At 72.0% G+C, this 19,477-nt stretch carries 22 protein-coding genes and 2 pseudogenes; 4 read left to right on the forward strand and 20 right to left on the reverse strand.

The features are described from left to right. Window positions 1-25: 25 nt before the first annotated feature. The 6 genes and pseudogenes from Van01_RS33755 to Van01_RS10945 form a co-directional block, all read right to left on the reverse strand. Window positions 26-568 (reverse strand): annotated as a pseudogene (locus Van01_RS33755) (divisome protein SepX/GlpR); the annotation flags it as partial. 96 nt (window positions 569-664) lie between these two features. Next, window positions 665-925: pseudogene (locus tag Van01_RS33760) on the reverse strand (divisome protein SepX/GlpR); the annotation flags it as partial. Window positions 926-1,103: 178 nt separating this feature from the next. After that, complete coding sequence (locus Van01_RS10930) at window positions 1,104-1,712, reverse strand: GNAT family N-acetyltransferase (protein ID WP_204005456.1); 609 nt, start codon at window positions 1,710-1,712, stop codon at window positions 1,104-1,106. Window positions 1,713-1,773: 61 nt separating this feature from the next. Further along, the gene (locus Van01_RS10935) at window positions 1,774-3,087 is read right to left on the reverse strand and encodes a molybdopterin molybdotransferase MoeA (protein WP_204005337.1); all 1,314 of its coding nucleotides are present in this window, start codon (window positions 3,085-3,087) and stop codon (window positions 1,774-1,776) included. Continuing rightward, window positions 3,084-4,037, reverse strand: coding sequence for a UTP--glucose-1-phosphate uridylyltransferase (locus Van01_RS10940; protein WP_204005339.1), 954 nt, complete (start codon window positions 4,035-4,037; stop codon window positions 3,084-3,086). The genes Van01_RS10935 and Van01_RS10940 overlap by 4 nt, the downstream gene beginning before the upstream one ends. Window positions 4,038-4,046: 9 nt before the next feature. Further along, a complete protein-coding gene (locus tag Van01_RS10945) occupies window positions 4,047-6,308 on the reverse strand; it encodes a GGDEF domain-containing protein (protein ID WP_204005347.1) in 2,262 nt (753 codons plus the stop codon). Between the two features lie 91 nt (window positions 6,309-6,399). Here Van01_RS10945 and Van01_RS10950 point away from each other — a divergent pair, with 91 nt between their 5' ends. Further along, window positions 6,400-7,056: a 5-formyltetrahydrofolate cyclo-ligase gene (locus Van01_RS10950; protein ID WP_204005350.1), complete on the forward strand. Its 657-nt coding sequence runs from the start codon at window positions 6,400-6,402 to the stop codon at window positions 7,054-7,056. 216 nt (window positions 7,057-7,272) lie between these two features. Here Van01_RS10950 and Van01_RS32960 read toward each other — a convergent pair whose 3' ends face one another. Next, window positions 7,273-7,545: a hypothetical protein gene (locus Van01_RS32960; protein ID WP_239098999.1), complete on the reverse strand. Its 273-nt coding sequence runs from the start codon at window positions 7,543-7,545 to the stop codon at window positions 7,273-7,275. 6 nt (window positions 7,546-7,551) lie between these two features. Further along, window positions 7,552-7,725, reverse strand: coding sequence for a hypothetical protein (locus Van01_RS10960; protein WP_373306233.1), 174 nt, complete (start codon window positions 7,723-7,725; stop codon window positions 7,552-7,554). 329 nt (window positions 7,726-8,054) lie between these two features. Between Van01_RS10960 and Van01_RS33625 the strand changes: the two genes are divergently transcribed. Next, on the forward strand, window positions 8,055-8,300 hold the full coding sequence (locus tag Van01_RS33625; protein ID WP_308442377.1) for a hypothetical protein: 246 nt from the start codon (window positions 8,055-8,057) through the stop codon (window positions 8,298-8,300). A 27-nt stretch (window positions 8,301-8,327) separates the two neighbouring features. On the opposite strand, the gene Van01_RS10970 is transcribed toward Van01_RS33625, so the two are convergent. Next, window positions 8,328-8,813 carry a DUF2231 domain-containing protein gene (locus tag Van01_RS10970; RefSeq protein ID WP_204005355.1) on the reverse strand — a complete coding sequence of 162 codons (486 nt, stop codon included), beginning with the start codon at window positions 8,811-8,813 and terminating at the stop codon, window positions 8,328-8,330. 127 nt (window positions 8,814-8,940) lie between these two features. Between Van01_RS10970 and Van01_RS10975 the strand changes: the two genes are divergently transcribed. Further along, complete coding sequence (locus Van01_RS10975; protein ID WP_204005357.1) at window positions 8,941-9,804, forward strand: oxygenase MpaB family protein; 864 nt, start codon at window positions 8,941-8,943, stop codon at window positions 9,802-9,804. Window positions 9,805-9,894: 90 nt separating this feature from the next. Here the strand turns inward: Van01_RS10975 and Van01_RS10980 are convergent, their stop codons facing one another. The 11 genes from Van01_RS10980 to Van01_RS11030 all read right to left on the reverse strand — a co-directional run bounded on the left by Van01_RS10980 (window position 9,895) and on the right by Van01_RS11030 (window position 18,491). Next, the gene (locus Van01_RS10980) at window positions 9,895-10,737 is read right to left on the reverse strand and encodes a RecB family exonuclease (RefSeq protein WP_373306235.1); all 843 of its coding nucleotides are present in this window, start codon (window positions 10,735-10,737) and stop codon (window positions 9,895-9,897) included. Between the two features lie 136 nt (window positions 10,738-10,873). Next, a complete protein-coding gene (locus Van01_RS10985) occupies window positions 10,874-11,488 on the reverse strand; it encodes a MarC family protein (protein WP_099847656.1) in 615 nt (204 codons plus the stop codon). A 40-nt stretch (window positions 11,489-11,528) separates the two neighbouring features. Then, window positions 11,529-12,389, reverse strand: a complete 861-nt coding sequence (locus tag Van01_RS10990; RefSeq protein WP_204005361.1) for a PHP domain-containing protein — start codon at window positions 12,387-12,389, stop codon at window positions 11,529-11,531. Window positions 12,390-12,413: 24 nt separating this feature from the next. Then, window positions 12,414-13,676, reverse strand: coding sequence for a hypothetical protein (locus tag Van01_RS10995; RefSeq protein WP_204005363.1), 1,263 nt, complete (start codon window positions 13,674-13,676; stop codon window positions 12,414-12,416). Beyond that, window positions 13,673-14,491 (reverse strand): SigE family RNA polymerase sigma factor, encoded by an 819-nt coding sequence (locus Van01_RS11000; protein WP_204005365.1) that lies wholly within the window; start codon window positions 14,489-14,491, stop codon window positions 13,673-13,675. The genes Van01_RS10995 and Van01_RS11000 overlap by 4 nt, the downstream gene beginning before the upstream one ends. 99 nt (window positions 14,492-14,590) lie before the next feature. Continuing rightward, on the reverse strand, window positions 14,591-15,466 hold the full coding sequence (locus Van01_RS11005; protein ID WP_204005367.1) for a PH domain-containing protein: 876 nt from the start codon (window positions 15,464-15,466) through the stop codon (window positions 14,591-14,593). A gap of 6 nt (window positions 15,467-15,472) precedes the next feature. Beyond that, window positions 15,473-15,631, reverse strand: a complete 159-nt coding sequence (locus tag Van01_RS11010; protein ID WP_007455302.1) for a hypothetical protein — start codon at window positions 15,629-15,631, stop codon at window positions 15,473-15,475. 116 nt (window positions 15,632-15,747) lie between these two features. After that, complete coding sequence (locus Van01_RS11015) at window positions 15,748-16,446, reverse strand: DUF6758 family protein (protein ID WP_373306236.1); 699 nt, start codon at window positions 16,444-16,446, stop codon at window positions 15,748-15,750. Between the two features lie 154 nt (window positions 16,447-16,600). Next, window positions 16,601-17,224 (reverse strand): TrmH family RNA methyltransferase, encoded by a 624-nt coding sequence (locus Van01_RS11020; RefSeq protein WP_204005371.1) that lies wholly within the window; start codon window positions 17,222-17,224, stop codon window positions 16,601-16,603. Window positions 17,225-17,372: 148 nt separating this feature from the next. Then, on the reverse strand, window positions 17,373-17,843 hold the full coding sequence (locus Van01_RS11025; RefSeq protein ID WP_204005373.1) for a hypothetical protein: 471 nt from the start codon (window positions 17,841-17,843) through the stop codon (window positions 17,373-17,375). Between the two features lie 132 nt (window positions 17,844-17,975). Further along, window positions 17,976-18,491: a MaoC family dehydratase gene (locus Van01_RS11030; protein ID WP_204005375.1), complete on the reverse strand. Its 516-nt coding sequence runs from the start codon at window positions 18,489-18,491 to the stop codon at window positions 17,976-17,978. 603 nt (window positions 18,492-19,094) lie between these two features. On the opposite strand from Van01_RS11030, the gene trxA reads away from it, so the two are divergent. Continuing rightward, window positions 19,095-19,457 (forward strand): thioredoxin, encoded by a 363-nt coding sequence (gene trxA, locus Van01_RS11035; protein WP_204005377.1) that lies wholly within the window; start codon window positions 19,095-19,097, stop codon window positions 19,455-19,457. Window positions 19,458-19,477: the final 20 nt, after the last annotated feature.

Below are 19,477 nucleotides of genomic sequence, written 5' to 3' on the forward strand. Positions count from 1 at the left end.
CCTCGCCCACCCGACGTCGGGTGGGTCAGGCGGTGTGGGAGCCAGGGCCGGTTTCGTAGGGGCGGCCGCGTAGGCCGCCGGTGCGGCGGTAGGAGACCGAGCCGCCGTTGGCAGCCTGCGGCAGGTCGGCGGGGCGGTCCAGGCCCATCGCGCTGCGTCGGACGGACTCCCGCTGAGCCGCCAGGCGGCGCTGCGCCTCCCGGCGGGCCGCCGCCCGGCGGGCCTGCTCCCGGCGTACCTCGGCCTGGCGGGCGGCCAGCCACGCGGCCTCCCGAGCCCGGGCCCGGCGCCGCCGGCGATCGGCCAACGCGCGGGCGCGCAGGTGTACGACGTACACGATCAGCAGGGTGGCGGTGACGCCGAAGCTGATCCAGAATCCGGGGCCCACGACCAGCACGCCGATCAGCTCGACGGCGTTGAGCAGCACCAGCGCGGCGAGCACTCGACGGCGGCGGTAGATGGCGGGGGTGTGGTGGTGCCGCCGGTCGGGGCGGCGGCGGGGTCGGCTCCCGCCCACCGGTACGGCGCGCAGCCGGCTCGGCCGTCCGGAGCGGCGCGCACCCGACGCGCGGGAGGAGTCCGAGCCCGGCTCACCTGGTAACGGTGCCCCGGCTGCGTCGGCTGCCCGGCGAGGCGCGGGCGGGACCGAGCGGCGCAGGGCGGGCGGGCCGGAGACCGGGGTGGCGAGTTCCCCCGAGTCGCGGTCCTCGCTGAGGGTGATCACCAGGGCGCGGGAGGGGTTTACCGGTCGCCGCCCCGGGACAGTGCGACGGCGTCGACGGCGCTGGAGCACCCGCGCCGTCGACTGCGCCCGCTCCGCCACCAGCCGCTCGGCGGCGTCGTACCGGCGAACCAGCGCCGGAGCGAGGGCGAGCAGCCCGGCGGCGGCGAGGACGGCGAGGAGCACCGAGGTCGGCACCCTCACCCCTCCCGTCACCAGATTCGGTGCAAGCGCCGACCGGCCGCAGGATCTTCCACCGATCGGCGTCGGCGACGTGAATCATGCGGGGCGGGCAGCGCCTGCCGCAGCTTGCAGTTACCTGAGGTTACGGGTCACCGTCGCGGGATCCGCCGCGCCGCGCCGATCCCGCACGTGGGACGGCTCACGGGGTACGGGCGCGCAGCCGGTGCCAACGAGCCAGCAGGCCACCCTCGGCGGCGATCTCCTCGCTGGTCATCGCGTACCCGATGTGGTCGCGCCAGGCACCGTCGATGTGCATGTAGCGCGCGTGGTACGCCTCCTCGCGGAAGCCCAGCTTCTCCACCACCCGGCGGGACGGCAGGTTCTCGGGGCGGATGTTGACCTCGATCCGGTGCAGACCGCCGGAGTTGAAGGCGTGGTCGACGGCCAGCGCCAGCGCGGTCGGGATGACACCCCGGCCGGCGACCCGCCGGTCCACCCAGTAGCCGACGTACCCGGAGCAGAAGGCCCGGCGCACGATGTTGCCCACGTTGATGTGGCCGACGAGCCGCTCCGCACCGTTCTCGTGCAGGCAGACCGCGAACGGCATTCCCTCGCCGGTACGCGCCGAGCGCCGCTGGTCGCGGTAGACCCAGCGGAAGGTGGCTGGCGAGTTCAGCTCGTCCCAGTCACCCGGTACGGACGACTCCCAGGGGGCCAGCCACTCCCGGTTGGCCCGGCGCACCTGCGACCAGGCCGCCGCGTCCGACCGCCGGTACGGCCGCAGCAGCACCGGGCCGTCGGAGAGCACCGCCGGCCAGCCAGGCGCCCGTCGGAACACCGAACCTCCACTCCCGCGCGTCACCGGTGGGTCACCGGCGGCGGTCCAGCAGCAACACGTCGACGGTGGAGCCGGCGGCGGCGGCGGTCACCCGCTCGCCGAGAACGAGAAGTCCGTTCGCCTCCGCCAGACCGGAGAGCGTGAACGGGCCGCCGTTGAGCGGCTGAACAGTGTAACCCCCGCCACGCCGCTCGGCGACGTGTGCGGGCCGGAACTCACGCAGCCCGACAGGTGACGAGACGGTCTCCAGCAGGTGCGCCCGTACGCTGGGCCGGAACACCGGCTCCGCCCCGGCCAACAGGTTGATCGCCGGTCGAGCCAGCACCTCGAAGCCGATCATCGCGGCTCCCGGGTCGCCGGGCAGGCAGACCACCGGCACCTCCTCGGCGCCGACAGTGCCGAAACCGAGGGCGGTACCCGGATAGAGCGCCACATCGGTGAAGGTGACCGGACCGGCCCGGCTGCCCTCCCGGCGGGACAGGATCCGGCGGACCATGTCGCCCGGCCCGGTGCCGGTACCACCGGTCGTGATGATCAGGTCGGCGCGCAGGGTCTGGTCCTCCAGCAGCCCGCGCAGCCCTTCCGGGTCGTCGTCACAGATGCCCACCCGGTAGGCCAACGCCCCCGCTTCCGCCGCCGCGGCCGTCAGGGCGTGTGAGTTCGCGTCGACGACCTGGCCGGGCTGGCTGCCCCGGCCCACGTCGACGAGTTCGTCACCGGTGGCCACGATCACCACCCGGGGGCTCGGTCGCACCACCACGTGGCCGATGCCGGTCGCGGCGAGCACCGCCACCAGCGCTGGCGAGACGTACGTGCCGGAGTGGGCGAGCAGTGCACCGGCGGTCACCTCCTCGCCCGTGCGACGGACGCCGTACCCCCGCTTCGGCACCCGGAAGATCTCCACCGCCGCCATGCCCTGGTCGGTCCACTCGACCGGAACGACCACGTCAGCGCCGATCGGCAGGGGCGCGCCGGCCGCCACCGAGAAACACGAGCCCGGAGTGAGCCGGACCGGCCGCCAACTCGCCGCACCGAGATCACCTACGACGTTGAGCCGTACCGTGCGACCGCCCGGCCGGCTGGACTGGACCGGGACGTACCCCACGCCCCGGCCTCCGCCCGAGATGTCCTCCCAGCGCGCGGCGTACCCGTCCACGGCCGCCTGGTCGAAGGCCGGGAACGAGTGCGGGGCGACGACGTCCTCGGCGAGGACGTTGCCGTACGCCTGGGTGAGGTCGAGGTCGAGCGGAGGCAGCGCGCGCAACCTGCGCAGCACGCTGCCCAGGTAGTCGGCGAGCGGCGTCAACCCGTTTTCGGCCGCCTCGGCGTCGGCCGTCGTGGTCATGTATTCGGACCGCCCGACGCGTCGGAGTTGACGAACTCGGCGAGCCACTTGCGGAACTCGCCGCCCAGGTCCTCACGGTCGGCGGCGATCTGGACCACGGTCTGCAGGTAGCCCAGGGGCATTCCGGTGTCGTAGCGGATGCCGCGGTAGACGATCGCGTGCACAGGCGTGCCCTCGGTACGCAGGATCTCCATCGCGTCGGTCAGCTGGATCTCCCCGCCGCTGCCCGGCTTCGTCCGGCGGATGGCGTCGAAGATCTTGCCGGGCAGCACGTACCGGCCGAGCACGGCGAGGTTGCTCGGTGCCTCCTCCGGCTTCGGCTTCTCCACCATGCCTGTCACCTTCACGACCTCGCCGATGTCGGTCAGCTCGGATTCGGCCGGCTCGACGGAGGCGATCCCGTACCGCTTCGTCTCCGCCGGGTCGACCTCGAAGAAGGCGAGCACCACCCCACCCGTACGCGCCTGAAGCTCCAGCATGGCCGGTAGCAGCGGCTCGCTGAGGTTGACGAACTCGTCGCCGAGCAGCACCGCGAAGGGCGCGTCGCCGACGTGGGACTCCGCGTACCCGACGGCGTGCCCGAGACCCAGTTGCTCCGGCTGGCGGCAGGTGTAGATGGACGCCAGTTCCTCGGTCCGCTTGACGGCGGCCAGCAGGTCCGGTTTCTCCGCGAGCCGTTCCTCCAGGTCGGGGCGACGGTCGAAGTGGTCCACCATCGACGTCTTGCCCCGGCCGGTGATCAGCAGCACGTCGCCGATGCCGGCCTGGGCGGCTTCCTCGACGATGTACTGCAACACCGGCCGGTCGACGACCGGCAGCAGTTCCTTGGGCACTGCCTTGGTGGCCGGCAGGAACCGGGTGGCCAGTCCGGCGGCCGGGATGACGGCCTTGACGGCACGGGGACGGCCGGTGGCGGCGGCCGTTGAGGGGTGCGCTGAGTGCTCCGACATGTCGCGAGACTATCGGCCATGGCCACGCCGCGGCGGGTGAGGACCAGAAGACGCGCCGCCCGCCGGACCGGTTCTGCCGGTGCCGACGGTGCCGGATCCAGCTGCCGCCTCACCTGTGGTCGGTACGCCTGGAGCGGCTTCCGGGCCAGCCGGTGGGACGCCGACGGCCGGCCCGTCAGGTCCGGCCCGGGGCAGTCCGTCGGCGGGACTGCGGGCCGCCGGTGGCACCGGAACCTCACGGGTCGGCGAGGTTTCCCGGGGCGGGGCCAGTCGCCAGGTGTCCCGACTCGCCGTCTTCGCGGCGTAGAGCGCCTCGTCCGCCGCCGCCAACACCTGCGGCCCGGTGTCGGCGTGGTCCGGGAAGACGGCGATGCCGATGGACACGGTCACCGGGACCAGTTCCCGGACACCGGCGTGCCCCACCACCGTGACCGGGCTGTCGCGGACAGCCGCGCCGAGCCGCTCGGCGACGATCGTCGCGCCATGGGCGTCGGTCTCCGGCAGCAGCACCACGAACTCCTCACCGCCCCGGCGGAAGGCCAGGTCCACCTCCCGGATCTCGCCACGTACCCGCCGAGCGAACTCGGCGAGCACTGTGTCACCTGCCGCGTGCCCGTACGTGTCGTTGACTCTCTTGAAGCGGTCCAGGTCGAGGGCGAGAACGCTCACCATCCGGCCGAACCGGCTGGCCCGCTCCACCTCGCGGCGCAGCGACTCGCGCAGGTACCGGTAGTTCCACAGCCCGGTCAGTGGGTCGGTGAGCGACAGCCGTTGCGCCTCCTCGTGCACCCGTACGTTGTCCACTGCCACCGCCGCGTGCCGGGCGAAGGTGCGCAGGGTGGCCAGGTCGTCGTCGTCGAACTCCTCCCCGCCGAGACGGTCGTAGAGGGCCAGGACGCCCAGCACCACCTCCGCCGGTCGGCCCGGAGCGACAGCCGCCGAGGCCACGCCCGGCGCGTCGCCGCCAGTCGCGTCGGGGGCCGCGAACGGCACCGCGATGTACGTGCGGCAGCGCGGCTCGTCCGAGGCGACGCCCGTCGGCTCCACCCGACCTCGGCGGGGCTGACCGGTCGCCGCGACCGCGCCGACCACCCCGCTGCCCAGTGGCACCCGCAGCGGCCCGGTGCCCACCCAGCGGTCGTCGAGCCCGACACTGCACCTGGCGACGAGCTGCTCACCCTGCTCGGTGAGGAGCACGGCCCCGGCCCGGGCCCCGGTCGCGGCGAGCGCGCTGTGCAGGATCACCCACAGGATCCGGGGCAGGTCGTGGGTGCTGGCCAGGGTGTCGCCGAGGACGGCGAGGTGCCCGCGAAGCTGATCACGGCTGCTGGCCAGCGCCGTCAGGTAGCCGCCCGTCTCGCGGGTCATCCGGTTGAAGGCGACGGCCAGCCGACCGATCTCGTCGTTGCTGCGTACCGGTACCCGAGTGGTGAGATCGCCGGTGGCGACCCGGTCCGCCGCACCGGCCAGTTCCACAAGGGGCCGGGTGGTCACCCGGGCCAGCCGCCAGGCGACCGCCACGCCGAGCAGTGCGGCCAGCAGCACCACGGCGACCAGCACCGCGTGCAGACCGGGCGGCTGGTCACTGGGCACCGACAACACCAGGGGCAACGGCTGCCCGGCGGTCGGGCCGGCGCGACGCACGTACCGTCCGTCGGTCGTGCCGGTGACGCGTTCGCCCCGTAGGGAGGCGGCGGCGGCAAGCACCGCGTCACGGCCGTTGCCGGATTCGGTGGTGTGGGCCACCTGGACGGGCGCGGCCCCGTCGAGCAGGGTCACCGCGACCCCGGTCACCGCGGCCAACCGCCCGACGAAGGCGGGGTCGACCGGCTGGGCGGCGGCGACAGCACCCAGTGCCGAGCCGGCGGCGTCGCGTAGCTGCACCCGCACCACGAGGGCACTCACCGCTCCGCCGGGCGGCTCCGGCGCCGCGCAGTCCCGCCACGGTGCCGGGGGCGGGTCCGGGGTGGCGTAGCTGACCCGACCGGCCTCGTCGGTGACGAGCACGGCGCTGGCCAGACCCCGACTGACCACCTGCGCGGCGGTCCCGGCGTGGTCGGTGGTGACGGCTACCGCGTCGGCGGCGGCGCGCAGTTGCTGGCAGAGGGCGTCGACCGAGGTACGGACGGCGGTGGCGGCCACCGCCAGTCGCTCGGTGGCACGGCTGCGGTCGACCGCGGCCACCGTGGCGGCGACGAAGACGGCACCGAGCAGGACCGGGCCGAACGCCACCGCCAGGAAGGCTGCGGTCAACCGCCCGCGTAGCGTCAACGCTTCCCCTTCCCCCCGGAAGTTGCGCGACAGTTGCCTGCGATGCTGACACAGAGCGACGGCTTGACGAGCGTTGCGTGAGGAGTGTTGCGTGCCGGAATTTGCTGAAGGAGCGGAAGTGGCGCATGACGCGAAGCGCATCGCCCGGGTCGGGCTGCTCGCCCGCCGCCGCGCCCGCACCGAAGCTGAGCGCGCCGCCGCAGCGGCCCGCGTGCAGACCGAGCTGACCGCCCTGGTACGCCGGCTGCGGCCCGGCCGGGTGGCCGCGTACGCCCCGGTCGGTGGGGAACCGGGCGGCCCGGACCTGCCGGCGGTGCTCGCCGACGCGCTGCCCCCCGGCGCGGACCTGCTGCTGCCGGTGCTCCGCGACGACCTCGACCTGGACTGGGCGGCCTGGGACCGGTCGCAGGCGATGGTCGCCGCCGGACGGGGCATCCGCGAGCCGGCCGGGCCCCGGCTGGGGGTCACCGCGGTGGCCACCGCCGATCTGGTGGTGGTGCCGGCACTGGCGGTGGACAAGCGGGGCGTCCGTCTGGGTCGCGGCGGTGGATCGTACGATCGGGCCCTGGCCCGGGTGCCGGCGACCGTGCTCACGGTGGTGCCGTTGCACGACGGCGAGCTGCTGGACGAGCTGCCCGGCGAACCGCACGACCAGCCGGTACGGGCGGTGGTGACCCCGACCCACGGCCTGGTGACCCTCCCAGGTGTCGTGCCCCACACTTCCGCTGGACGAACCGGGGGGCAATGACGCACCATTGGCACTCGAATACGTCGAGTGCCAACCGGCCGTGCCAGATCCGGAGGAGAACGTGCCCACGTACCAGTACGCCTGCACCGCGTGCGGTCACCAGCTCGAGGCGGTGCAGTCCTTCTCTGACGAGCCGCTGACCGACTGCCCGGCGTGCGAGGGACGACTGCGGAAGCTGTTCAACTCGGTAGGCATCGTCTTCAAGGGCTCGGGCTTCTACCGCACCGACTCCCGCTCCTCCGGCTCGGACACCACGTCCAACGGGTCCAGCGGCAAGTCGGAGTCGTCATCCTCCAGCTCGACCGGCGCGAACTCCTCGTCGTCCGGTTCCTCATCGTCCGGCTCCGCCTCGTCCGGTTCCGCCTCGTCCGGCTCGGGCAACGGGTCTTCCGGAGGCTCCTCCGGCGGCGCGAGCAAGGCGGCGGCCTCGACCAGCCCCGCCTGACCGACACCCGTACCGGAACTGTCCGGCCGGTCTCCCGGCAACACGGACGGTCAGCCCCAGTGCGGCGGGCGCTCGGCGAGCAACCAGTCGTCGTTGCCGCCGGCCCGCTCGCCCCACCCGTGGTCGGTGTCGTCGGCGGTCTGCTCCGGCAGCACCACGAAGTCGTCGGTCAACTCGACCGCGCGATCGTCATCGGCCCGGCCATCGGGTTCGCGAGTGCTCACGAGCGGCAAGACTAGCGCAGCCACGGCACTCAAGATCCTGGCAACTTCGGGGATAGTGCTGGGTCTCGTTCGCGCGAGGCAGCACTATCCCCGAAGTTGTCCGGATCATGACCGGTCGGGCGCGGCCTGACGGTGCGGTGATGGGGTGATTGGTAGCGTCGGACGGCGTGACGATCCCCCGAACCGGTCCGGACCCAGACGATCCGTGGCGCCGGCCCGACTCCGGCGAAGGATCCCCCTCCGGCCCGCCGGCGGAGCGCACCCCGGCACCGGCCGACGCCAGTCAGCCTTCGTCACCAGGCTCATCCGTACCGGACGCAGCCTCCGACGTGGCGGGACCCTCAGGCGACGTGGGCGGCTACAGCGGGCCGCCACCCACCACGGCGCCGCCGCCCGGCTGGCGGCCACCTGTGCACCTGCAACCGGCACCGCCCCGGCAACTGCCGGGCCAGGACATGATCGCGTTGGACGCGCAGGAGCAGCGGGCGCAGCGGGTGACCTGGGCCATCGGCGCGATCGCCGGCGCCGTGCTCGTGGTGCTGACCTGTCTGCTCTGCACCCGGCTGTTGTTCTGAGCCGACGCCCGGCCCGACCGGGTCCGCCTATTCGTAGGTGTTGCCCCAGACCATCTCGGAGCCGGAGTGACCGGTGAGCCAGACGTAGACGAGGGCGGCGACGCCCAACCCCAGCACCACGATCGACAGCACCACAGGCACCCAACCGGGCAGCTTCGGCACCCGGGGGTGGTTGCTGGTGGCGACCAGCAGCAGGATGACCACCAGGCCGAGCGCCAACGTGACGCGGAACAGCATCTCGCCGTGCGCCGCATGATCGTTGATCTTGTCGAGGATCTCGCCGGAGAAGCCCCGTTCGATCTGCCGGGCCTCCAGCGCCTCGCCGGACTTCTTGGCAACCCACGCGGTGATCGGGGCGACCACCGCGAGCAACGCCACCGCCCAGTCCAGCCGAGCACGGAACCGGGGCAACGCGATGTACGCGAGGGCGAGCAGCACCAGCAGCGGCACGAACACCACGACGGCGTGCACGACCAGTACGTGTAGGGGCAGGCCCAGCGCCTTCTCGAACATCGGCACCTCCGAAGGTGATCGTGGGTGTCAGCGTACGGGTCGATGTTTGATCCACCCAACGCCCTGTTGCTCCATACGCAGCCCCGACCGCCCGGGTTCACGCCGGCAGGCGTGGCACCCTTGACGGGTGGATACCGTCGACGTCGGCCTGTTCGGTCCCGGTTCGGTCACCTGGAAGCTGCACCAGGAGCCGATCCTGTTCGTCGCCGGTCTGCGTTCGCTCTATCTCCAGGCGTTGCATCCACGGGCGATGGCCGGGGTCGCGCAGAACAGCAACTACCGCAAGGACGCCTGGGGGCGTCTGATCCGCACCGCCGACTATGTGGGGACCACCGTCTACGGGACCACCGACGAGGCGGAGCGGGCCGGTCGGCGGCTCCGTCGACTGCACGCCCGGATGGCAGCTGTCGACCCGACCACCGGCGAGCGGTTCCGGATCGACGAACCCGACCTGCTTCGCTGGGTACACGTCACCGAAGTGGAATCGTTCCTCGACACCGCGAGGCGGGCCGGCGTACCGCTGGATGCCGACGAGGTGGATCGCTACTACACCGAGCAACGGCGCACCGCCGCCCTCGTCGGCCTGGCTCCGGAGACCGTGCCCGGCACCGCCGCCGAGGTGGCCGAGTACTACCAGCGGATCCGACCCGAGCTACGGATGACCCGGGAGGCCGCCGAGACGGCTCTGTTCCTGACCGCACCGCCGCTGCCGTGGAAACTCAGCCTGCCGGCCCGGATCGGGCTGAACCTCGGCCCGCCCCGGTGGGCGTACCTGGGTGTCGCCGGGACCGCGCTCGCCCTGCTGCCGCCATGGGCGCGGCGGCTCTACGGCGGGCTCGGTCTGCCGACCACCGCGCTGTCGGCCGACGTGACGGTCCGCGCGCTGCGGCTCGCCCTCACCGCCCTGCCGCGTGATTGGCGGGAAGGTCCCATGCAGCGCGCCGCCAAGGAACGTGCGGCCCGACTCACCGCCTCCGCCACCGCTTCCTGATCACGGCGTCGGCGCGTTCGCGGGGCCGGCCCGCCGAGTGGCGTCGCGGGTTAGGTGCATCACCGGCAGGGCACCGGTAAACGGCTCGGGTCAATCCTCGTCGGCTGCCGGCGCGGTGAAGCGTTCCACTGCGGCCCACGGTTCCTTGCCCGGTGCCGCGGCGCCCGCCGGGCAGCTGCGCCGGTAGTCACACCAGGCGCAGCGGGGGCCGGGGGCGGTCGGAAAGGCGTCGTCCGGATCAGCGCCGTCGGTGACCGACCGTTCGGCGGCCATGATGTCGCGGGCTGTCTCCTCGGCCCGGGTCACCTGCCGCGCCAGTGAATCGACGCTGTGCTCGTGCGCCGCGACGGTGCCGCTCGGCAGGTGGTGCAACTCGACCCGGCGACACGGTCGGCGGAACACCCGCTCCGCCGCGTACGCGTAGAGCGCCAACGCCTGCGACCCGCGCGCGTCGTCGCCGTCCAGCCCGGCACGGCCGGTCTTGTAGTCGACGATGACCAGCTCGGGACCGCTCGGGCCGGGCCGCGAGTCGATCCGGTCGGCGCGACCGTTGAAGGCCAGCACCCCGGTCTTCACCGCCACCACCCGCTCCACCCCGACCGGCTCGTCGGCCGGGTCGAGCCCGCCCACGTACGCTTCCAGCCAGCCCAGCGCCCGCCGGTAGGCGTCACGCTCCTGCTCGTCGTCGCGGTAGCCCTCGCGTACCCAGGTGCCCTTGAGCAGGGTGGGCAGCACCTCCGGGCGACGCCTGTCGGCCGGCAGCGCATACCAGTTCTTCAGGGCGGTGTGCACGCTGGCGCCGAGCGAATTGTGCGCCCAGGGTGGGCCCTTCGGCGGGGCCGGACGGTCGACGTAGGAGTAGCGGTAACGCCGTGGACAGTCCGCGTAAGCACCGAGTCGACTCGGTGTGCAGACGAACAGTCGCTCCGGCATGCCCTCGAAGCCGAGCTGCTCGGGCTGCGCGTCGCGGGGCCGGGGCGGGCGGCCACCGGCGGCGGGTCGTCCGGCTGGGGAGGCTCGTCGCACGACCTGATCCTGCCATCCACCTCCGACAGACCGGACGAGCCGGTCAGCCGGCGCCGTTGTACTGCGCCACGAACGCCGCTATCGCGTCCGCGATGAGCTGTACTGCGATGGCCGCGAGCAGCAGGCCGGCGATCCGGGTGAGCACCTCGATCCCACCCGGACGCAGGACCTTCACGATGCCTCCGGAGAATCGCAGCACGATCCAGACGGTGAGCATCACCGCGACGATGGCGGCGGCGATCGCGGAGAAGTCGGCCGCCCCGTCGGCCCGCTGGACGAAGAGCATCGTCGCCACGATCGCGCCCGGCCCGGCCAGCAGCGGGGTGCCCAGCGGCACCAGGGCGATGTTGGCGGTGGCCTGCTTGGTCGGGTCGTCGGTCTTGCCGGTGAGCAGTTCCAGCGCGACCAGGATCAGCAGCAGCCCACCGGCCGCCTGCAACGCCGGCAGGTCGACGTGCAGGTAGGCGAGCAGCGTCTGACCCGCCACCGCGAAGATCACGATGACACCCAGCGCCAACGCGACCGCCTGCCAGGCGGCCCGGTTGCGTTCCCGCGCGGACAGCGGGCCGGTGAGCGCCAGGAAGATCGGCATCATGCCGGGCGGGTCGACGATCACCAGCAGGGTCACGAAGACCTCGCCGAAGAGCTTGAGATCCACCCGGTCACCGTAGCCGTGGCCGTCGGCGGGGAAACCCAGGTCAGCCGGAAGCGACGGCGGTCACCCCGGAGGAGGCGGCGACGATCCGTTCGTACGCCTCGACGCCTGTGGTGAAGGCACCCAGTTGCACCGTCTTGTGGCTGCCGTGGAAGTCGGACGAGCCGGTCACCAGCAGACCCAGTTCGGCGGCGAGACCGCGTACGTGGGCCCGCTCGGCGGGCGAATGATCCTCGTGGTCGGCCTCCAGGCCGACCAGCCCAGCCTCGGCCAGCTCGGCGATCAGCTCGTCCGGCACGATCCGGCCGCGTCGACTGGCCCGGGGATGAGCGAACACCGCCACCCCGCCGGCCGCCCGGATCAGCCGTACGGCCCGGAACACGTCGATGTCGTCCTTGGGCAGCCGGTACCGCTCCCCCAGCCACTCCGGCCCGAACGCCTCGCTGGTGGTGGCCACCAGACCGGCCCGGATGAGCGCCTGGGCGATGTGCGGTCGCCCCACCGTCCCACCGCCGGCCAGGGCCAGGATCTGTGGCCAGTCCACGTCGATGCCGTCGGCCCGTAGCAGGGCTACCATCCGTTCGCCCCGGGCCAGCCGCGCTGCCCGTACCCGGGTCAGCTCGGCGACCAGTTCCGGGTGCGCCGGATCGAAGAGGTAGGCCAGCAGGTGCAGCGGCACCGGGGGCTGGTCTCCGTCCCACCGGCAGGACAGCTCCGCGCCACGGACCAGCCGCAGCCCGGGCGGTAGCGCGCGCAGCGCCGGTCCCCAGCCGTCGGTGGTGTCGTGGTCGGTGATCGCCACCACGTCGAGTCCGGCCGCCGCCGCGGCACGGACCAGCTCGGCGGGGGTGAGCGTGCCGTCGCTGGCCGTGGAATGCGTGTGCAGGTCGATCCGGTGGGTCATCGGCCGCCGTCACCGGGTGCCCGGTCAGCCACCGCTCACCACCACCGGCAGTTCACCGGGGGGAAGTCCGGGCAGGGCGTTCGGCACGGCGGGACGGCCCGCGGCCACCAGGTCGACGGCCACCCGCACCAGGCCACCGGCAGCGTCGGCGTAGTAGGCCGTGTCAGGCGTACGCCAGACCACGGTGCCGGTCATCGGCGGCCCGGCAGGCCGGACGCCGGTTGGCGTGTCGAGCTTCGTCAGGTCCACAAGCAACGCCGAGTCCTCACCTGCCGAGCGTCCGTTGACCAGCAGCCAGCGCCCGTCCGGTGACACCGCGCCCCGGCTGTCGCCGGCCAGCTCCGGCCCGCAGCCCGGTCTGGCGGGTGCGAGGCCCCGGGCCGGGTCGAGCAGCGTCAGACAGGCGGACCGCCCGGCACCCGGAGTGATCCCACCGACCAGGCGGCCGTCGGGCAGGGCACCGAAGATGTGCGTACTCGCCCGGTCGGTGCCCTGGTCCAGCGGGCCGGGCCGCAGCGGCCACAGCGCGTGCCCGGGGCCGTCGGTGGTCAGCCTGACCAGCACGGCACCGTTGACGAACCGCAGCGGCACCGCCTCGTCCGGCACCTCGGCCCGTACGGTGGTGGCGAGTTCGCCGTTGACGATGCCGGCGGCGGCCAGCACCGTGCCCTGCTTCCAGGCGACCTGCCGGCCGTCCGCATCGAGAACGATCTCGTCGGCACCGGCCAGCAGCACCTGCGCGGTGCCGTCCGCGGCGATCGCCCAGAGCACGCGCCCGGCCAGGTTCGGCGCCCCGATCGCCAACCAGCCACGGCCGTCGGTGAGTCGGTGTACCCGTTCCACGTCGCCGGTGCCGTGCAGCGGCACCCGTCGGCCCTGCGCGGTGGCGATCGCCCCGTCCAAGATCAGATCGACCTCGGCGAGCGGTGGTGCGGTGTCCGGGCCCGGTGGCGGAATGGTGCGCTCGACGAACGGGGGCCGGTCCGGGTCGCCGATCACCACGGTGCCGCCCTCCGGCGGCCGGTCGTCGCGCAGCTGCAGGCTGCCCGCGCTGACCGTCACGATCGCCGCCAGTGCCAGGCCCATCCCGGCCACAGTGCGGCGGCGTTGGACGCGGTTCGCCCGCCGGATCGCTGCACCGGCTGGATCAGCGGCGACCGCGCGTGGCACAGCCGCCCGCCGGGACAGCATCTCCCGCAGGGCACCTTCCAGCTCGTCGGGCGGCACGTCCAATGAACGATCCGGGAACCGGCTCTGGTTGTCATGAGCTGGTGGTTTCTGCTTCACCGTCGCTCTCCGACCAGCGCGCCGCCCGGCTGCGCCGACGACTCGGGTCCCGGCTTCGCGTCGCCGCGGTCGACGTTGCCTGTCGAGGCGGTCGTACCGAGCGAGGCAGCCGCGCCACGGGACGACGTCGCGCCACCGGCTGCCTGGGCCGGGACGATCCCGCCGGTGGGAGTTGCGTCCGGCCGGTGTCGAAGTACCCGTCCGGTGCCCTCGGGCTGCGGACGCCCGGTCCCGGTCCGGTTGGCCGCCTGCCCGGCGGGCGCCACCTTCCCGGTCGGCGGCTCGGTCGGCTCCGACCTCCCGTCGCGCAGACCGAAGGCGTCCTCGGTGCCCATCCGCCGTCTCAGCGTGGCCAACGCCCGGGAGGTCTGGCTCTTCACCGTGCCCGGCGAGATCTCCAGCAGGGCGGCGGTCTGCGCCTCCGACATGTCCTCGTAGAAGCGCAGCACCAACACCGCACGCTGCCGAGCGGGCAACGCGCGCAGGTGCCGCCAGAGCACGTCCCGATCCAACTGGCGTTCGATCTCGTCGGCCGCGGCCTGTTCGGGAAGTACCTCGGTCGGGCGCTCGCCGTGCCAGCGACGCCGCCACCAGCTAGTCGAGGTGTTGATCATGACCCGGCGGGCGTACGGCTCGATCGCCTCGATCCCGCCCAGTCGCTTCCACGCCAGGTACGTCTTGGTCAGCGCGGTCTGGAGAAGATCCTCCGCCGTACCCCAGTCACCGGTGAGCAGGTACGCGGTCCGCAGCAGAGCGCCGGAGCGGGCCGCGACGAAGTCGCGGAACTCCTCTTCCAGCGGGTTGCTGCTGGCCACACGCCACCTCCGTGCCTGATCCTGCCGCAGCCTGCCAGAGCGTGACCAGCAGGTCGAGGACGGAAGGTGCGCAATATCTCCGATGTTCGGTCGAAAGTTTCAGGCTCCGTCGTCGGCCTTGGCCTCGTCCTGCTCCTTGCCCAGCCGGGCCTCGACCGCCTGCGGCTCGTACATTTCCTCGACGACACGTAGATAGAGCTCGTTGGGGTTTGGCAGGTTCTTGACCTCACGTAGCGCCTGCTCCTGGCCGGCGGACTCCAGCACGAAGGTGCCGTAGTTGAGTGCCCTGCCCGCCGGCGTCTGTTCGTACTTCATGTCCGTCACCCGGACCAGGGGCATCATCGCCACCCGACGGGTGATGATCCCGTTGACCACCATGACCCGTTTGTTGGTCAGGATGAACCGGTCGTACCACCAGTCGGCGACCCGCCACGCCACCCAGCCCATCACCGCGAACCAGAGCAGCACCGCGATCGTGGTGAGCGCGCCGACGTCCTGACCGGCGAGGAAGCCGGAGAGGTAGCCGAGGACGAAGGTGGCGGCGACGCCGATGATGATCGGAGTGACCAGGTGGACCCAGTGCCGCTTCCACTCGCCCCGGTAACGCTCGGTCGGGAACAGATAGCGGGCGACAAGGGAGCTGGGTTCGTCCTCCAGCGGCAGCACCCGGCGCGGGGTGGCACCGCTGGCGTCGGCACGCAGACCGGCCAGTTCCTCCTCGGAGATCTCCGGGCGTAGATAACCCGCCTCCGGATCACGCACCCAGGACCGACCCGACCGACCCTCGCCGGCGTACCCGGGACCGTCGCCGTAGCCGGCGTCGTCGGAGAACGACGGACCATCGGAGAGGCGGGCGCCGGAGCCGTAACCCGGCCCGTCGTCAGGATCGATGCGGGGGATCGGCTCTGTGTCACGCTCCCGGCGGGCCCGGTCGGGATCGTCGGGATCGAAGGGTGGGCCGGAGGGGCTTCCCATCGGAGGCTAGGCGACCAGTGAGGTGAAGAAGTCACCGAAGCCCTGGGCGATGTCCATGATGCCGCCACCCAGCGACTTGAACACATCCGCCGCAGAGTTTGGCCGGTAGGCGACGAAAAAGATCAAGAATGCGATTCCGGCCCAGGTGAGGACCTTCTTGACCATGGCGGGCCATCCTCTCGCGCGGCGCCGGGTCCCATTACCGCAGCGGCACCCAGAGTATCAGCGTGGTGTCTTACCGTGAATATCTGCGTCCGTTCTCCGACATTCCGGGAGACTTGTCAAGCCTTCCCGTGCAGGTACGGAGATGGTGCGCCATACACGAGCTCGGACGGCGTCCACTCGACAAGGTCGTGCAGCAGCACGTCCTCAGCGAGCAGATGCCCCGCACTCGCCGGCCAGGCTATCGCATAGAGCCACATTCCCCGAGCCTCGCCGGCGTACGCGCTTCGATCCGGCAGCGAGTTCACCAACCACAGTGGAGTCGGGTGACCAGCCACCCTGATCCCGGCGCGTCCGACATGGCCGGGATGCCCCGGGCCGGGGTCGGTGAGCGCCTCCGCCAACTCCGGTCCGGCGTCCGGGCCCGGCACCCCGGCGTATCGCGCGCCCAGGCCCACGCCCGGTTCCTCAGCCACGAAGACCAGGTCCGCCGGCCCACCGCCCAGCGGTGCGGGCCCGGCGCAGGCGACCGCTGTGGCGCGCACTCCGAGCCGGTCGTCACCGGCCCACGCCACACCGGTGGTGGTCCAACCCGGAGGCAGCGGCCACGGGCACCACAGCGGAACCGCCGGCTGCTGCGGCTGGGCGGCGGCCTGGATGTGACCGACCACGCTGGCCACGATCTCCGCGCCGATGTGCTCGGGCACGTGCAGCGGGGCGACAGGCCCGCAGTCAGGGCAACGGGATTCCGCGTGCATGAGGTCCGGCGGTCGGACCGACCCGCCGCATCTTGGACAACTCACCGCAACCGTCACCACTCCACCGTCGCCCCGTAACGCCCCCCCGTCAAGCCGAGCCGCCGCTTTCCCCCCACCCGGCCCCGGCCAGCGCCGGCTGATCATGAAGTTGTTGCGCCCCCAGCCGGCGTGTCGTGACAACAACTTCATGATCGCCCGGGGAAGGGGGTGGGGGTCAGGTGGGGGGTGGGGTGGCGTGAGTGCGGATCCATGCGTGCATGGCGATTCCACTCGCCACGCCCGCGTTGATCGAGCGGGTCGAGCCGTACTGGGCGATGGAGAAGATCTGGTCGCAGGCGGAATGTGCCGCTGCGGAGAGCCCCGGACCCTCCTGACCGAACAGCAGGACACAGCGCCGCGGCAGCGTGGTGGTCTCCAATGGTCGGCAGCCGGGCAGATTGTCGATGCCGACAAGCGGTAGGTCGTTCTCCGCCGCCCAGGCGACCAACTGGTCGATCGTCTCGTGATGGCGTACGTGCTGGTAGCGGTCGGTGACCATGGCACCGCGCCGGTTCCAGCGGCGCCGGCCCACGATGTGCACCTCGGCCGCGAGGAAGGCGTTCGCGTTGCGCACCACCGTGCCGATGTTGAGGTCGTGCTGCCAGTTCTCGATCGCCACGTGAAAGCCGTGCCGCCGCCGGTCCAGGTCGGCGACGATCGCCTCGCGCCGCCAGTAGCGATAGCGGTCGACCACGTTGCGCCGGTCCCCCGCAGCGAGCAACTCCGGGTCGTAGCGGGGATCCTCCGGCGGCTCCCCGGGCCAGGGCCCCACGCCGACGTCGGGCTGCTCATCGGTCACGGTCACGCAGGTTACGCCGCACCGCCCGACCGCCATCCGCCGCCCGGCCACCGCCGCCCGGCTTCACGCCCGCCGCGCGGCGCCCCGACCACGCAACGGGTGCGCGCGCAGCGCCAGCGCGCCGGTCGGCGTGAGGGCGGCACGCCGGTCAGCGCAGCGCCAGTGCGTCGCCGAGTCGGTCGAGGAAACGGCGGTCGACGGGAGCCAGCGCGTCGCCGATGACCGCCGAGGAGGCGGTACGACAGACGCGGGCGGCCACCGACTGCACCCACTGCCGGTAGGCGGCCGAGTCGGCCGGGTCGGTGTGGCGATCGAGCACCCGCACCACGGCCCGGCAGGCGGCTAGCACGTCCACCAGATCGGTGGGCTGGGCCGCTGGCGGGGACGTGCCGTCGTCCCGGGCGTAGATCGCAGCCACCACCGCCCGGACGAGATCACTGTCGAAGGCCCGGCCGGCCGCCACCGCGTCCAACCCGGCCAGGCCCGCTGCCACGCTCCGGTGCGGACGCCCGGGAGCGGGCTGGGCCGCCGCCACGATCACCTGCCCGGGCAGAAACGTGAGCAGGTCCCACTCCGTGGCGGAATAGGCGGTGGCGGTGGTGGTGATTCGCTCGCTCATGGCGGAACCTCCGGCGCCAGCATATGCGCCCGCACCCGGGACCGGACCCATCCCGGGGATAACCCGCCACAGCGCGCCCCGCGACGACGTCGGTGGCGGCTACCGCATGCCGCCTGGCGTGCCTGGTACGGGTCAGCGGGGCTCGGGGAAGCTGGGCCGCTCAAGGTCGACGCCGTCAGGCACGGCTGCCGCCGCGTACTCCTGCTTGGGGACCATCACCTTGCGCCGGAAGACGCAGACCAACGTGCCGTCCTGGTTGTAGCCGCGGGTCTCCACCGCCACCACGCCCCGATCCGGCTTGGACGCGGACTCCCGCTTGTCCAGCACCGTGGTCTCGCCGTAGATCGTGTCGCCGTGGAAGGTGGGTGCGACGTGCCGCAGCGATTCGATCTCCAGGTTGGCGATGGCCTTGCCACTCACGTCCGGCACCGACATCCCGAGCAGGAGCGAGTAGATGTAGTTGCCGACCACGACGTTGCGCTTGAACTGACTCGCCGTCCCGGCGTAGTGCGCGTCCATGTGCAGCGGATGGTGGTTCATGGTGAGCAGGCAGAAGAGGTGGTCGTCGTACTCGGTGACCGTCTTGCCCGGCCAGTGCCGGTAGACCGCGCCGACCTCGAACTCCTCGTAGTAGCGGCCGAACTGCATCCTGGTCCCCTTCGACGGAGGCGACGGAGTTCGGCACAGCATGCCTTATCGAGGGTTAAGGCCAGGCGCGGGGCGCGGCGGGCGTCGAAATCTCACACCGACGGCACCGGGACGATTGTTGATCAACGCATGAGCGACAGGTGCGGTGCCGGCGGGTCGACCTGGGGCCGGACGCAATGAGCGGCGGGGCCCTCCCCGGCACCCGCCGCCCACGCTCTGATGCCTCAAGATTCTGCCCCACACCCGCCCGGCGGCACAGAGACCGAGGTCACATTTATCTTTTTGTTACATTACTTTGAGTGACCGATCATCGGCCAATAAGCGATCTCCGCAGGTCGAATCCCCGCTAGTCAACGCCAAAGTTACCGCGTCGTACCGGGTCAGAGCGTTGATCTCATTGGAAACGCTCCCATTACGGGCGGTCACGCAAATGCGACATGCATGTGCGATCTGCGGACACCCTCGAAGACCGACAACAATCGATGTGGACAAAGGCCCCACCCGGACTGCGACCAGGGTTACGGTGGCACCACGGCGGGAATGCGAAGGGGTACGCCCGGGTTCCACCAGACGTAGCTGTTCCGCGTGATCGGAGAGACTCACATGGCAACCGTCGAGCTGACCACGGCGAACTTCGACCAGGTGACCGAGGGCGACGGCATCGTCCTGGTCGACTTCTGGGCCGACTGGTGCGGTCCCTGCAAGCGGTTCGCTCCGGTCTACGAGCGATCGTCCGACAAGCATGCGGACATCACCTTCGGCAAGGTGGACACGGAGGCGCAGCAGGCGCTCGCTGCCAAGTTCGACATCCGGTCCATCCCCACCATCATGGCGATCCGCGACGGCGTGATCGTCTTCGCCCAGCCGGGCGCGCTGCCGGAGTCGGCCCTGGAGAACCTTATCGAGCAGGTCCAGGCGCTCGACATGGACGACGTACGCAAGAAGCTCGCCGAGCACAAGCACTGACCTCACCAGGACACGATGGC

Origin of the sequence: Micromonospora andamanensis (assembly GCF_016863495.1) — a bacterium.
In the GTDB taxonomy this organism is placed as follows: Bacteria; Actinomycetota; Actinomycetes; order Mycobacteriales; family Micromonosporaceae; genus Micromonospora; species Micromonospora andamanensis.